A 14,679-nucleotide genomic window follows, 5' to 3' on the forward strand; every position below is an offset into this window, starting at 1 on the left:
GAAAGCATAATAATAAATTGGGTGGAGCGATCGCACTCAAATGTAGTTTCACTGATCAAAGATTCAGCAGGGCTTCAATCAGAATAATGATATCTACAAGCAATAATCGTTAAATACTCATCATCCACAGCATAAACTAACCGATTGGTATCATCAATTCGCCGTGACCAAAAACCAGCTAGATTCTCCTTCAGTGCTTCTGGCTTTCCTATGCCCTCAAACGGTAGTCTGATTGTTGCCTCGATGAGCTTGTTAATTCGTTTTAACGTTTTCTTATCTTGCTGTTGCCAATATAGATAATCGTTCCAAGCCTCATCCGTCCATGCTAGCTTTCTAGTCATCCAACAAATTTCGCTCCACCACTTGCCCCTGCTTGAACTGAGCAATAGAACGCTCTAAATGGGCAGCATTAGCGGGAGACTTCAGTAAATGAACAGTCTCCAGCAAACTATTAAATAATTCTAGCGACATCACTACGGCATCCTCCGCATCCCGTCTGGTGATGATTGTATAGTCAGCATCTTCTACCACGCGGTCTAAAACAGCCTTGAGATTATTTCTCGCTTCGCTAAAAGACACAACTTTCATTTACTTTACTCTTGTACTGTTTATTGTACAAGTTTAGCGTTCCAAAATATCTTCAGCAATCCCAAGCAAGTGCAAAATCAATATTTAAATGCTCTATGGTCACAGTCTACTTTCTACAGCTTGCATTTACTTGACCTAACTGCGTGATATAAAAAGACGTGCTACTTCACAGGCAAAGTTAGGCAGTAACGGTGAGGTAATCACATCATCCACAAGCAACGTCGTCACTAGTTTTAACTGTGCATTTTCTCGGCGATAGACTTCAATTCTTTGGGCGATGTGGTCAACAATCCAATACTCTTGAACTCCCTGAACGGAATACAATTTTAACTTGGCTAATCTGTCGCGGTCTTCATTAGCTTTTCCAGGTGACAGCACTTCTACTACTAGTTCTGGTGTGCCGCGAAAATGTCCCGCTTCATCTTGAATTTGCGCCAACCTTTCATAACTCACCCACACTACATCGGGAGCTACATTATCGGAGTCTGAAAAAATTAGTCCTGGCATAATGGAGGGTTCGCCTCAACCACTCTCTATAGACCAAGTGTTTAGTACGGAAAAGATACATCCAATTACGTGCTGATGTTTATGGTGGGGCGATCGCGTCACCAACAATTCTCCGTCAATGATTTCATAACGAATCCATTCGTTATCAGGTAACGCTGCAACATCTTGAATTGTCCAGCGAACTCCGCCTGTAGTCTGGCTCATGACAGTTAAAGGTGCAGAATGAGAATTTAATATTTCTTTGTCATCTTGTAACACATTTTCTTCACCAGGAACTATAATGAATATATGAAGCACATGGGTCCGTAACGGTTTCGACAGGTTGGCGAACGCTACTCTGTGATTCAGGTCGAGAGTGAGTCTCCTCTCGCAAATCAAAGGCTCAAAAAAAAGTAAATGCGAATAATATCGTAAAATTTGCTCGTCGGGAAGCTCTAGTAGCTGCCTAAAACGCCTCTTATAGGTTCGAGCGTCTCTAGTTTGACTCCGTTAAGGATTAGAGACCAACCCCCAACGGATGCTCTAACAAGCGTTCTCTGGTTGGCTTGTTAGCTAAGATTAAATCAGAGCATCCTACGTTCGGGATAATGAACGATTCCCGCCTTGAGGGTCAGAAAGGCTAAACCTGTGAATGAGCGGGGGGTCAATACCCAATTTGGACAGCAGTTCGACTCTGCTCGGATCCACTAAATACAATCAACAAATCCACCTAAATTGTTAGGTGGATTTTTTTTAGACCTAGTAATAATTAGCCCTCTTCTGTCACTTTCCGGGTATTATGACCCTGTTCTGTCACTCTCCGAAAACATTTGCTATTGCTGAATTCTCAAGCATTTGGATAGCAAGCGATGTCTACGAGTGCCATTCAGTATTAGCCTAAGTTGATGTGAGTTTTGCAACTAGTAAGGGAAAACTAAACTTAGTTGGGTGTCAATAGCACTTAAGGAATAAATTTTGAGGCTTCGCTGACTTTCCTTTCACCAATTGCTATTGATTAGCCTCTATGTAAATTTTCAGGAACTCCATCATGATTCAAACATCTTCGCTCGACCACCAAGTACAGTCTTTAGAATTACCAATTGAGCGCGATCAATTTCTCCGTACTATCATTCGAGAATTGGCTGGAACTTTACAAGATGTTGTTGGTATTGAAGAGGCAGCAGGATTTTTGAATGTAGTCGGCTATCGAACAGGACAGCACGTTAATCAGATATATCATAACGGTTTGCAACTATCTAATCTTTCGCGTGAGCAGGTAACTGCTGTCCTTGTAGATTGGAAACGCCGGATTCAAGGTGACTTTTACGTAATTGAAGAAAGTGATGAGAAGATAGTTTTAGGCAATCGCAAATGTCCCTTTGCAGAACAGGTAGAAGGGCGCGAGGCTATGTGTGTCATGACATCTAATATTTTTGGTGCGATCGCAGCAGATAATCTCGGCTATGCCAGAGTTGAGTTACAAGACACAATTGCTAGAGGTGCAAAGGAATGCACAGTCGTCATTCATCTTCAACCTAGCCAATCATTAGATGGGTTTGCCGGACAAGAATACTTCAAAGCATAGTAGCAGTATTAAATAGAATATAGACAGGCTAAGGTTGAAATACTCACACGCTAACCTTAGCCTCAACCCTTTGCCTGTTATTTGTTTCCCTGCTATACGTACTGGCTAAAGTTGATTCCCTAAAACATGGCTGAGGCTGTTAACTATTACTTTGTTAGTATTTTTGACACAGGTAAAGATCCTGCTGCGATACTTCAAGCTCATGACACCCGATCAATTTTTAATCTTTGCCCAGGTTTTACCAGAACCTCTGCTGCTTATAACTAGCACAGGGGAAATTTTGGCAGTCAATCAAGCTGCTACTAAACTGTTTAGCAAAACCAGTAAAGCACTGATTGGTCAGCAGTTGAGTGAGTTTGTCACTGATTGTCCCCAAAAAGTAAGCGACTATCTTCGAGTTTGCGCCCAAAGTCGGCAAATGATTTTGGGTGCTTTTACTATTCACCAAGCTGTGGGAGAAGGAATTGCTTGTCGTAGTCAAGGAGCAGTTATCCAACCGCGATCGCACGATAGTCCAGCTATTAATTTACTGCGGTTAGAAAAGCGAACAAGTAATCAATTTGTTGTGCTGAACCAGAAAATTCATGCCCTGAGTCAGGAGATTCAACAGCGTCAGTGCATTCAGCTAGAATTAGCCCAATCAAATGAAACCTTAAAACACACTCTAATTAAATTACAAAACGCTCTTGAATCTGTCCAAAAAGAAAAGATGTCTGGCTTAGGACAGTTAGTTGCAGGAATTGCCCATGAAATTAATAATCCAATTAGCTTTATTCATGGGAATCTAACATACGCCAGTGAATACTATGATGATTTGCTAACCCTAATTCATCTTTATCAGCAAGAATATCCCCATCCAAGCGAAGTTATTCAAGAGACAATTGAAACACTGGAGCTTGATTTTCTGGAAAAAGATATCAAAAATTTACTCTCTTCCATGATGATGGGTTCCCAGCGTATTGCGGAGATTGTAAAATCCTTGCGAAACTTTTCTCGATTAGACGAAGCAACATTCAAACTAGTTGATATTCATGAGGGTTTAGAGGCTGCATTAATGATTTTACAAAGCCGCCTCAATCCTAGAACTCAGTATTCTGGTATTGAAGTAATTAAAGAATATGGTGAATTGCCTTTGGTTTATTGTTCTCCTGGGCAAATCAATCAAGTATTGATGAATATTTTGAACAATGCGATTGATGCTTTAGAAGAAGCTGAAAAGTTGCGATCAGAGCGTAGCGCATCGCCAGAATCAACACAAAATCATTCTAATCGCATCTGGATTCGCACAGAACAACTCAGCGATCGCTACATTGCCATTCGTATCAAGGATAACGGTAACGGTATTCCCACCCAGATTCATCATCAAATATTTAATCCCTTCTTTACTACTAAGCCAGTTGGTCAAGGGACAGGATTAGGGTTATCCATTAGTTACCAAATTATCGACAGCCATAATGGGCGAATTAATATGATGTCCGATTCCGCTTGGGGAACGGAATTTAGTATTGAGTTGCCTATTGTGGAAGTCCCTTAACTAACCCAAACTTGCGGTAACTTTAAAACATTAGTCACTACATCAATTAAATTATCTGGGTCAATAGGTTTGGTTAAGTACTGTTGAAAGCCGGCTGCTAAAACTTTTAAACGGTCTTCTTCGCGTGAAAAAGCTGTTAAAGCGATCGCCGGAATGCTACCACCGTTTTCTGGTGCTAAAGCTCGGACTTTTTGAATTAAACTGTAACCATCTTGCTCTGACATACCGATGTCGCTAATTAAGATATTTGGCTTTGTTTGTTCGAGTATGACCAAGGCTGTATCAACTGATGCTACAGCTGTAACCTTCGCCCCATACTCTTCAAACATGAATGCCAAAAAATTGCGAGTATCGGTTTCATCGTCTACAACTAACACCTTCAAACCTGCCAGAGGCAGATCGCCATCTGTGTAGTCAATGACGTGTTCGGCTTGATTACTAGCACTACTATTTGGCATTAACGGTAGTCTGATAGTAAAAGTCGCTCCCTGCCCTGCTCCGGGACTGTCTGCTAGAATTTGACCTGCGTGTAGTTCTACTAAATGTCGGACGATCGCTAGTCCTAAACCTAATCCATTGTGCGATCGCGTTGTGGTACTATCTGCTTGGCGGAAACGTTCAAATACTTTTGGTAAAAAATCTGGCTCTATGCCAATCCCTGTATCAATCACCTGAATTTGAGCATAAGAAGACGTAACGAAGCGAACAGGCGCAGAACCTGCAGAAAGCGTAATTTCTCCGCAGGGAAATAGCTCACAACTTTCTTTATCAGTTGAGTGTACAGCGTCTAAATGGACATCTACACTACCACCCTTGGGCGTGAACTTAATGGCATTAGTTAGTAAATTCCAGATTACTTGCTGCAAACGCGCAGGATCGCCGCAAACTGAACCAATGGAAGAATCCAGAATAGGATTTATTTGGATACTTTTGGCATCAGCTAGGGGACGCACTGCTTCTAAAGCTGCTTCTGCGACCGAGATTAAATTGACTGCACACAAATTCAGTTTTAGCTGACCACGAATGATCCGCGATACATCTAAAATATCTTCAATCAGTTGCACTTGAGATGTGGCATTGCGTTCAATAGCTTCTAAAGCTTTAGCTGTAGCTTGGTCGTCGAGTTTCTTAGAACGTAGAATTTTTGACCAACCCAGCATTGAGGTTAAAGGTGTACGGAGTTCATGAGAAAGAACTGCTAAAAACTCATCTTTCATCCGATTTGCCGCTTCTGCTTCTTGTCTAGCCGTTTGTTCTCGAATCACTTGAGCGCGAACTTCTTCGGCTAGCTTACGTTCAGTAATATCTTCGAGAGTGCCTACATACCCTAGTAATTTACCCTGAGCAGAAACCATTCTAGATGAGCGCACCTGTACCCAACGGAGACTATTATTAGCAGTTAAAAACCGAAAATCTTCCAAATAGTCTCGCATACCTTTATCAAGGTAAGTAGACCAACTGGCTTGAGCGCGTTCTTGTTCTTCTGGATGTACAAATTCTAGCCAAATTTTTGTCAAACTTTCGGACGCGCTCAAACCACAGATTGCCTGATAATGAGGATTCGTGTACTTACATTGTCCTGCCGTATCTATCTCAAAAATCCCTACCGGAGAACAAGTACTCAGTGAACGGAATCGCTCTTCACTTTGCCGTAGTTCCGTATTAATAGCTGCAAGTTGGGCTGCTTGTTCTTTAATTGCTTGAGTTTTTTTAAATAGCTCAACAAATACCGTAACTTTTGATATCAGGATATTAGCATCTATGGGTTTAAGCAAATAATCAACCGCCCCTAAAGCATAGCCTTTGAATAGCATTTGGTCACTGGTGCTAAAGGCTGTCAAAAAGATAATAGGAGTTTGAAGCGATCGCCCTCTCGAACGGATGAGACTTGCCGTTTCAAAACCATCCATTCCCGGCATTTGTACATCTAGCAAAATCACCGCAAAATCTTGATGCAGCAGACACCGCAAAGCCTCGGCTCCAGACGTTGCTTTAACTAAGTTTTCTCCTAGTCTTTCTAAGATTGCCTCTAGTGCCAACAAATTTTCTAGTTTGTCATCTACCAAAAGGATGTTGACTTTGGGTTCAGGCTGCATGAGTTTATCGTACTTTAAGTCAATAAAATTATAGTTTCAATCTCTTCACAGGGGATTGCTTGAAATATTATGACACGTCAAAGTTTTTCTCAACCTGAATAACTAATATCAATTCGCAATTCGCAATTCGCAATTCGCAATTAAGAAATCTAGCTCCAGTAAGACTTTCCTAATTTCCATCTGTTGCCTCATTTTAGAGAATTGCTATAGCATTGTTATGTCAAGCAGCAGATTTACATTAGGGAACAGGTAACAGCTAACAGGCGGGAAAGTCTTTTGGGATATAAATTTTTTAGGAAAATTTTTACCTCATTAACGTGAAATCTGCTGTAAATATAGAAATGTCAAATTTCACGTTTCTGCTGTACAAGGTTTATTTATTTGCGCTTTTAAACGCGGATAACTAACCTATGGAGGAGGTTAAATTGACCTGTTTGATTTATGGAACGGCTTAGATATCCAATTTATTTGATCTGTTGAGGATATTATTATTTAAGGTAGCAACAAAAAACACAAAAAAAGTAACTTTTTCTTTGTGCCTGTTGAAATTTATTTTTAGAATTTGCTGGGTTTACCTTTGCAAACTGCGGGGGTCGAGAGCATCTCTTAAACCATCACCAAGCAAGTTAAAAGCTAACACTGTCAAAATAATTAGCACTGCTGGCGGCCAAATTAACCAAGGTTGTAAAACTAAAATTGAAGCATTACTAGCCAGGGAAAGCATATTGCCCCAAGAAGGATCTGGTTGTTGAATCCCTAAGCCAATTAAACTCAATACCGCTTCAGCACTGATAAAACTAGGAACTGCTAACGTTGCTGAAATAATTACATAAGTAGCCGTTTGGGGCAGAACATGACGGATAATGATGTAGAGTGGCTTTCCGCCCATTGCTCTGGCGGCTTGGACATATTCTCGTTCTTTAATTGAGAGTACCTGTCCACGAATTACTCTTGCTAAACCTGCCCAACTAATTACCGAAGTAATCACCACAATCAGTAAGAATCGCTGGGTACTACTTAAACCAGGTGGTAAAACTGCTCCTAAGGTAACCAAAAGATAAATACTAGGGAAAGTCATCAGTACTTCCGCTAGGCGCATAATGACACTATCTAGCCATCCACCGAAATAGCCGGAAATGCCGCCTAACAGCAAACCTAAGGGGAAGGTAAAAATTACGCCAATAATGCCAATAAACAAACTAATACGGCCGCCATGCAGTAAACGGCTAAATTGGTCGCGTCCTTGGTCATCAGTACCTAAAATGTTGAATCTTACGCCATTATCTGCGCCAAATAAATGCCAATCTAAGGGAATTCCCCCAATCACTGTGACTTCATCCCATTTAGGGGGTAATGGTAAACTTAGCTGCAACAGGCGATATTCTGGCCCCGATACAAATAAACGCAAAGGAGCAGGCTTTTTAAAGTCTACACTTAACAGGCGATCGCCTGTATTGATATCAGTTTGTCCTTGCGTTGTCGGATATATATGCGGGCCAATAAATTTTCCTGTTGACTTTGAAACCAAATAAATTCGAGTTGGTGGTAGCAGTGAACCATTTGGCTGGGAAACATAAGGGTCATAAGGAGCAACAAAATCAGCCGCAATCACCGCTACATAGAAAATTAACAGCAAAATTGCTCCAAACTGAGCCAAAGGATTTTTCTTGAGTCTTTGCCACCAATTCATAGTTTTAGTCAAGAGTCAAGGGTCAATAGTTAATGGTCAATGGTCAAGGGTTAATAGTCAATAGTTAAACGTCAAAGTTAATTTCTTTTGCCTATTGACTTTGGACTATGGACTTTTAACTAAGCGTGTAATTGTTCAACTAGATATAAATGTTCTTCTTGGCTTTTTTCGTGTTCAACTACAAATACATTTGAGTAGAGGTTCGCCATAATTTGTTTACCTTGTTGTGTCAGCGATAAGTAGCGCAGACCATCTTTAATATATGGATGAACACCATTCCAGTAAAACTTGGCGTAATTTTTACGTAAATCGGCTGGAGTTTCATAACCCAACACTTTAGTCATCCCAGTTTCTTCAAATTCGTAAAACAACGAAGTAATTTTTTTGAGATAACGAGGGTCGCTAAGTTGCCCGATTAAATCAGCAGCACGGACTAAGCCAGCGAAGTTAACAGTATCTTGATGGTCATCAGCTGTAGGAACAGGAAAGCGTGTCCATTCAATATTACTTTTAATCACTTCAGCATCGATTAACTTATGACCGCCAAAACGCTCATCAATGAAAAGCTTGGCTCGATCCACATGATAGGGGGTGAGGCTGGCATCAGAAGCTCCAGGATGCAGAGAAATCATCCTACCGTTTTTACCTGTGGCATATAAACTTGCTGATTCTTGGTCTTGGCGGCAAACTCCTTTGACATAACCAATATCATGACAGACCAAGGAGATGATAAAGTGTAACCAATCTTCACTTGAAACACCACCTTCGCGGATCTGTTTACCACGTAAAATCTCCTGCCCTACCAAGGTTACTAAAATGGAGTGTTCTACATTGTGATACAGGGCATCGCTATTGGCAATATTTTCCAACGCCATACTTCCTGCCCAAGCGATGATGTCTTGATAATCATTTTTTAGACACCCGTAGGTGCGAGTATAGCCTTCTCTTATTTGTTTGACAAAAGCATCAATTAAAATTTCGGTGGCGTTGAACATATTGGGTGGCTCTGTACAGATAAAAATATCTATTGGTTATTTTCAAGCTTGCAAAATCAAGGCTTTGGTTATTACCTCAATGCAGATTTCTCTTTTGTAACTTATATACAAGTGTGAATGCCACTTGCCTTGAACTCTGCTCACATAAATGGGCTATGCTTTTCTAGGGATTGGTAAGCTGTTAATCACTTAATTTGCAGTTTAGACCGCAGGGGAGCTAGTGCGTTGCGGAGGTTCCCTCCGTTGTAGCAACTGGCGTGAGCAAGGGGGCAGAGGAGCAGGGGAGAAGGTGTGGGCTATTGATTCATAATTTTAATAGTGCAGTTTGTCTGCTGAACAGCTTAGTAAGTAGCCAATCTAGCCATTGAATATACTTATGCTCATCAGTGTTTCACACATAGGTAAGTAATGGCAGTGATCTAAATATTTAGGCTGTGTGACTCTAATAATGGGATAGGGTGACGAGCATAGAATTATCTTGCGAGTAAAATACCGTATAATTACTGATTTTTATTTTAAGTAATGATAAAAAACATGACCTATGGCATGGTTATCATAAATGAGGATTATTACAGCCAAAGTTTAAGGCAAAAAGCAAATGTAATATATGGTAATCAGTCTCAAAATTTCTTAAAAATATACCAACAGATTTGTGTGTTTCCAAAGTGGAGGTGCGTCAGTGAACGACGAATCAATTGAAGTAGAACTATCGTCTGAAAAAGCAAGTCAAGAGAATTTATCCCAGCTAACAAATCGTCAGCAAACTCGGCCTTGGCTGATGCCTTTAGGTGTCGGTACTGGTTTAGGAATTGCGATCGCTTTGGGAGGTATAGGTATAGTAACTCAGTTGCCAGCCCAGCAACAAAAAGCAGTTGCAAACAAAGCGACAACCAAAGCTAACCCTGTAATGACTGTGACTGTGGCTACAGTAGAAGCGACTCGTGTTTCTCGTAGCCTGAATGCTACAGGGACAATTGCAGCCCGTGATTTAATTCCAGTTCTGCCCCAGGTTAATGGCTTGCAAATCAAAATCATCCCTGAAGATATCAAAGAAGGAGCCTATGTCAAACAGGGTCAAGTCTTAGCCATATTAGATGATTCTATGCTGCAAGCCCAAATCAGCGAAGCCAGAGCAGAGGTAGAATCTAAGCAAGCTGATGTCGGTTCTCGACAAGCAAATAAGCGATCGCAACAAGCGAGTGTCGCATCTAGTCAGGCAATAGTCAAGCAAAAAAAAGCAGATTTAGCCCAAGCACAGGCAAGATTAGAAGAAGCAACGAAGAATTTTCAACGCTATCAAAAATTAGCTGCGGCTGGGGCGATAAGTCAGCAAGAACTCGATACTCGTTCTTATACACTCAAAACCGCTACCGAAGTTGTACAGGTGGCCCAAGAAAATATTCAGAGTGCTAAAGCTAATGTGATTAGTGCCGAAGCTAATACTGGCAGTGCTACAGCAAATATTGACAAAGCTAAAGCTGATGTGCGTAGTAGTGCTGCTAAGTTGAGACAACTGCAAACACAGTTAAGGCAAACAGTAATTCGCGCCCCAATTTCGGGAATTATTGCCGAGAAGCTAGCGAGAGTTGGAGATGTGACAGGTGTACCACCCCAAACCCAGATCGGAACCGTTGTTGGGGGAACGCAAAAACTATTTTCGATTATTCGTGGCGGCAGATTAGAACTGCAAGCACAAGTTCCAGAAATTCAACTTCCACAAGTAGAAATTGGCGCGGCTGTGCAAATTACTTCCGATATAGATCAGCGAGTGCGGTTGCAAGGAAGAGTCAGAGAAATACAGCCAATAGTCAACGATAAACGCCGAGAAGCAACAGTAAAAATCGACATCCCGTTGACTGATTTACTTAAACCGGGAATGTTTGCCCGCGCAGCAATTACAACCAACACAGCACTAGCGATCGCAGCACCACAAAAAGCAGTGCAATCACAACCAGATGGCAGTGTAATTTTATTCACCCTCTCCCAAAATGATCTAGTCCGTAGCCAAAAAGTTGAGGTCGGAGAACCTGTCAATACTGACCTAATAGAAATTAAGAACGGCTTGCAATTAGGCGATCGCATCGTTGTTGATGGTGCAGCGTATCTCAAAGATGGCGATCGGGTGAGGGTTAAAGCAGGAGAGAGGGGACAGGTAACAGGTGACAGGGTTAAGAGTCAATAATAATTCGTCCCTCATCCCTACTCCCTACTCCCCATTCCCTACTCCCTATTAAGAAGATGTCTTTTAATATCTCGGCTTGGTCAATAAAAAAACCTGTTCCCACAATAGTTTTATTCTTAATTTTGACAGTCGTTGGTTGGTTCTCGTTCATGTCCCTAGGAATTGATACCAACCCTAATATTGATGTGCCAGCAGTTTCTGTCACGGTCACCCAACCAGGTGCAGGGCCAGCAGAACTCGAATCTCAAGTGACGAAAAAAATTGAAGATGCCGTCGCAGGATTAGGCAACATTGATAATATGATTTCTACTGTTGTTGATGGTAAATCTACAACAACTATTAATTTTGTTTTAGGTACAAATAGCGATCGCGCTACTAATGATGTGCGAAATGCGATCGCCCAAATTCGTCAAAGTTTGCCCCAAGATATCAACGACCCGATTGTGCAACGCCTAGAATTTGCCGGCGGCCCCATCATCTTTTATGCAGTCAAATCAGATCGGCGTTCTGTAGAAGAATTAAGCAACCTCGTAGACCAAACAATCAGCCGCGCCTTATTAGCAGTCAAAGGTGTAGCCCAAGTAAAGCGCATCGGTGGTGTTGACCGCGAAATTCGTATTAACCTCGACCCAGATCGCTTAGAATCTCTGGGCATTACCGCCACCCAAGTAAACGACCAAATCCGGGCTTTGAATATCAACCTACCAGGGGGACGTGCCGAAGTTGGTGGTAGTGAACAAAGTATCCGTACCCTGGGTAGTGCGCCTAGCGTAGGTGCATTGCAAACTTATGAAATTATCCTTCCTAGCGGTGGTTCTGTACCCTTATCCAGCTTAGGAACCGTCGAAGATAAATTTGCTGACGTGCGTCAAACTGCCCGTTTGAATAATCAGCCTGTGGTAGCTTTTCAGGTGTTACGTAGCACTGGCAGTGTGGTTGTGACTGTAGAGGAGGGTGTGAAAGCAGCAGTCGCCCAACTGCAAAAAACTTTACCACCAGATGTCAAGGTGGAGTTAATTTTTACGAGAGCCGATATTATCCGTCAATCTTATCAAAGCACCATTGATGATTTGATTTTAGCCTCGCTATTGGCAGTTATCGTCATTTTACTCTTTTTAAAGAACTGGCGAGCTACTTTAATTACTGCGGTGGCTCTGCCCTTATCAATGATTCCCACCTTTGCGGTGCAGCAAGCTTTAGGTTACACCCTCAACAATATGACCTTGCTGGCCTTAGCTTTAGCTGTAGGCAACTTGGTAGATGATGCGGTGGTCGAAATTGAAAATATGGAACGCCATATGGCAATGGGTAAAACACCTTGGCAAGCGGCTTTTGACTCTTCCGATGAAGTGGGATTAGCTGTGATGGCTAGTTCGGCAACGATTATCGCCGTGTTTCTCCCGGTGGCGTTTATGGGTGGTGTTCCTGGACAATTTTTTCAACCCTTTGGCGTTACCGTTGCCGTGTCTACAATTTTCTCCACAATGGTAGCGCGGATGATTACGCCGATGATGGGGGCGTATCTATTAAAAGACAAAGCCCAACCTAGTGCTGTACAGGCAAAGACAAGATTAGGGAAATTATTTTGTCGTTCATCCCAAAATCAACAGCCAAAACATCAGTTTCAGCCTTATAAATCATTATTACAAGCAGCATTACGCCATAAGTTAACCACAATTGCGATCGCAATTGCTTTTTTCATGGCCAGCTTGATGTTAGTTCCTTTAATTCCTAAGGGTTTCGTTGATGATGGAGACTTTGGTATTTCTAACGTTTCCATTGAAGTTCCTCCAGGTTCGACGTTGGTAGATGTGAACAAAGTAGTTACGCAAGCAACTGATCTGATTCGACAAAACCCAGTTGTCCAAAAGGTGTTAGCCACAGAAGAGATAAATTCAGCTACCTTGTCAATTCAGCTAAAACCCAAGGAAGAACGTAATATATCTCAAAAACAATTTGAAGAACAAATCCGCCCCCTATTTCAAGAAATCCCAGGGGCGAGAATTAGCTTTCAAAGTCAAGGGCCGGGAGATAGCCGCAAAGGATTATCTATTGTACTGCGGAGTGAGAATCCTGAAGCTTTAACCCAAGCTGCCAATGATTTAGAACAGCAAATGCGTAACTTACCTGGATTAGTGGAAGTGTCCTCTACTGCTAGTTTAGTCAAACCAGAGATTTTGGTTATACCCAATCCTCAACGCGCCGCAGATTTGGGGGTAACTGTGCAAGCGATCGCCCGGACAGCTTCTTTAGCTACGATTGGTGATAATGATGCTAACTTGGCTAAGTTTAACTTGAGCGATCGGCAAATACCCATTCGTGTACAAATTGACCCGACAGCCCGTGCAGACATCAACACTATCAAAAATCTGCAAGTTCCCAGCCAAAATGGTAGTTTAGTTCCTCTCGTAGCTGTTGCAGATATCCAATTTGGCAGCGGCCCTGCAACTATCAACCGCTACGACCGCGCCCGTCAAGTTGCGGTAGAAGCCAACTTGCAAGGTATTTCCTTAGGTGAAGCAGTCAAAGTCGTTAATCAACTACCAGCAATGCAAAACCTCCCAGCCGGAGTAGCCCAGCAAGCTTCCGGTAGTGCCAAAATTATGCAAGACATATTTGGGCGGTTTGGTGGTGCGTTAGCCCTAGCAGTCATGTGCATCTATGCAATTCTTGTCCTGCTATATAACAACTTTCTGCATCCTTTATCAATCATGGCAGCATTGCCTTTTTGTTTAGGTGGTGCATTAATAGCCTTGATGGTTGCTCAAAAACCTTTAGGAATTTACGCCTTGATTGGTATCGTTTTATTGTTAGGAATTGTCACCAAGAACTCAATTTTGTTAGTAGACTACACAATCATCAATATCAAAGAAGGCAAGAATCAACGTCAAGCACTAATAGAAGCTGGCGTTTCACGTCTGCGTCCAATTATGATGACTTCCTTAGCCACAATTGCTGGTACTTTGCCTTTAGCTTTAGGTCTTGGCGCCGGTTCTGAAGTGCGTCAACCAATGGGAATTGCAATTATGGGCGGCTTTACAACCTCTACATTGCTGACTTTGGTAGTAGTGCCAGTCATATTTAGCTACATTGATAATTTCCAGAATTGGATTTTGCACACACTGCGTTACGGTTTTGGCAAAAAACTACCTGTGGAAGAAAGAGAAGTTAGGGAGGAGCGATCGCTAAACAGCACATCTGTATCCGAAATCCAGAACTAATCAATGTGGTATAATATCTGTTAGCTTATTTAAAGCTAACAGTAATTTTTGCGGGTGTAATTCAGTGGTAGAATGTCACCTTCCCAAGGTGAACGTCGTGGGTTCGAGTCCCATCGCCCGCTTTTCAGTATTTTACCCCACCCTAACCCTCCCCTTGGAAAGGGGAGGGGACTAGATTGTTCTTTCTCCCCCCTTTATAAGGCAGGACTGTTTCATTTTAAAAAGGAAAAAAGTAATTTAATATCATGGGCGCAATTTCGGATTGCTCTGGTTAGAGAATCAAAACCATTGTGACGCAGGAG

9 protein-coding genes, 1 tRNA gene, 1 other RNA gene and 1 pseudogene are annotated in these 14,679 nt (G+C 42.0%); 6 read left to right on the forward strand and 6 right to left on the reverse strand.

The annotated features are described in order from the left end of the window. Nucleotides 1-74: 74 nt before the first annotated feature. The 3 genes and pseudogenes from H6G76_RS06505 to H6G76_RS06515 all read right to left on the reverse strand — a co-directional run bounded on the left by H6G76_RS06505 (nucleotide 75) and on the right by H6G76_RS06515 (nucleotide 1,299). The gene (locus H6G76_RS06505; RefSeq protein WP_190697207.1) at nucleotides 75-341 is read right to left on the reverse strand and encodes a Txe/YoeB family addiction module toxin; all 267 of its coding nucleotides are present in this window, start codon (nucleotides 339-341) and stop codon (nucleotides 75-77) included. Next, nucleotides 334-588: a type II toxin-antitoxin system Phd/YefM family antitoxin gene (locus tag H6G76_RS06510; RefSeq protein WP_190697210.1), complete on the reverse strand. Its 255-nt coding sequence runs from the start codon at nucleotides 586-588 to the stop codon at nucleotides 334-336. The genes H6G76_RS06505 and H6G76_RS06510 overlap by 8 nt, the downstream gene beginning before the upstream one ends. A gap of 135 nt (nucleotides 589-723) precedes the next feature. Then, a pseudogene (locus tag H6G76_RS06515) lies at nucleotides 724-1,299 on the reverse strand (Uma2 family endonuclease). A 95-nt stretch (nucleotides 1,300-1,394) separates the two neighbouring features. Between H6G76_RS06515 and ssrA the strand changes: the two are divergent. From ssrA to H6G76_RS06530, 3 genes are all read left to right on the forward strand, one after another. Continuing rightward, nucleotides 1,395-1,784, forward strand: a transfer-messenger RNA (tmRNA) gene (gene ssrA, locus H6G76_RS06520). Between the two features lie 338 nt (nucleotides 1,785-2,122). Next, entirely contained in the window at nucleotides 2,123-2,659 is a 537-nt protein-coding gene (locus tag H6G76_RS06525) for a methanogen output domain 1-containing protein (protein WP_190697213.1), read from the forward strand. A gap of 202 nt (nucleotides 2,660-2,861) precedes the next feature. Beyond that, complete coding sequence (locus H6G76_RS06530; RefSeq protein WP_190697226.1) at nucleotides 2,862-4,193, forward strand: sensor histidine kinase; 1,332 nt, start codon at nucleotides 2,862-2,864, stop codon at nucleotides 4,191-4,193. Here H6G76_RS06530 and H6G76_RS06535 read toward each other — a convergent pair. The 3 genes from H6G76_RS06535 to H6G76_RS06545 all read right to left on the reverse strand — a co-directional run bounded on the left by H6G76_RS06535 (nucleotide 4,190) and on the right by H6G76_RS06545 (nucleotide 8,974). Next, a complete protein-coding gene (locus tag H6G76_RS06535) occupies nucleotides 4,190-6,289 on the reverse strand; it encodes a response regulator (protein WP_190697229.1) in 2,100 nt (699 codons plus the stop codon). The two genes, H6G76_RS06530 and H6G76_RS06535, sit on opposite strands and share 4 nt — an antisense overlap. 571 nt (nucleotides 6,290-6,860) lie before the next feature. Beyond that, a complete protein-coding gene (locus tag H6G76_RS06540) occupies nucleotides 6,861-7,979 on the reverse strand; it encodes an ABC transporter permease (protein ID WP_190697233.1) in 1,119 nt (372 codons plus the stop codon). A gap of 119 nt (nucleotides 7,980-8,098) precedes the next feature. Further along, entirely contained in the window at nucleotides 8,099-8,974 is an 876-nt protein-coding gene (locus H6G76_RS06545) for an Npun_R2479 family HD domain-containing metalloprotein (RefSeq protein WP_190697236.1), read from the reverse strand. A 679-nt stretch (nucleotides 8,975-9,653) separates the two neighbouring features. Between H6G76_RS06545 and H6G76_RS06550 the strand changes: the two genes are divergently transcribed. From H6G76_RS06550 to H6G76_RS06560, 3 genes are all read left to right on the forward strand, one after another. Beyond that, nucleotides 9,654-11,156: an efflux RND transporter periplasmic adaptor subunit gene (locus H6G76_RS06550; protein WP_313934749.1), complete on the forward strand. Its 1,503-nt coding sequence runs from the start codon at nucleotides 9,654-9,656 to the stop codon at nucleotides 11,154-11,156. Nucleotides 11,157-11,212: 56 nt separating this feature from the next. Further along, nucleotides 11,213-14,377: an efflux RND transporter permease subunit gene (locus tag H6G76_RS06555; protein WP_190697240.1), complete on the forward strand. Its 3,165-nt coding sequence runs from the start codon at nucleotides 11,213-11,215 to the stop codon at nucleotides 14,375-14,377. Nucleotides 14,378-14,427: 50 nt separating this feature from the next. After that, a tRNA-Gly gene (locus H6G76_RS06560) sits at nucleotides 14,428-14,499 on the forward strand. The last annotated feature ends 180 nt before the right edge of the window (nucleotides 14,500-14,679 follow it).

The sequence above is a fragment of the Nostoc sp. FACHB-152 genome (assembly GCF_014697475.1).
Lineage (GTDB): Bacteria > Cyanobacteriota > Cyanobacteriia > Cyanobacteriales > Nostocaceae > Nostoc_B.

Coding starts and splice junctions, on each gene's coding strand:
- H6G76_RS06505 (WP_190697207.1), bottom strand. CDS start 341: ATGACTAGAAAGCTAGCATGGACGGATGAGGCTTGGAACGATTATCTA.
- H6G76_RS06510 (WP_190697210.1), bottom strand. CDS start 588: ATGAAAGTTGTGTCTTTTAGCGAAGCGAGAAATAATCTCAAGGCTGTT.
- H6G76_RS06525 (WP_190697213.1), top strand. CDS start 2,123: ATGATTCAAACATCTTCGCTCGACCACCAAGTACAGTCTTTAGAATTA.
- H6G76_RS06530 (WP_190697226.1), top strand. CDS start 2,862: ATGACACCCGATCAATTTTTAATCTTTGCCCAGGTTTTACCAGAACCT.
- H6G76_RS06535 (WP_190697229.1), bottom strand. CDS start 6,289: ATGCAGCCTGAACCCAAAGTCAACATCCTTTTGGTAGATGACAAACTA.
- H6G76_RS06540 (WP_190697233.1), bottom strand. CDS start 7,979: ATGAATTGGTGGCAAAGACTCAAGAAAAATCCTTTGGCTCAGTTTGGA.
- H6G76_RS06545 (WP_190697236.1), bottom strand. CDS start 8,974: ATGTTCAACGCCACCGAAATTTTAATTGATGCTTTTGTCAAACAAATA.
- H6G76_RS06555 (WP_190697240.1), top strand. CDS start 11,213: ATGTCTTTTAATATCTCGGCTTGGTCAATAAAAAAACCTGTTCCCACA.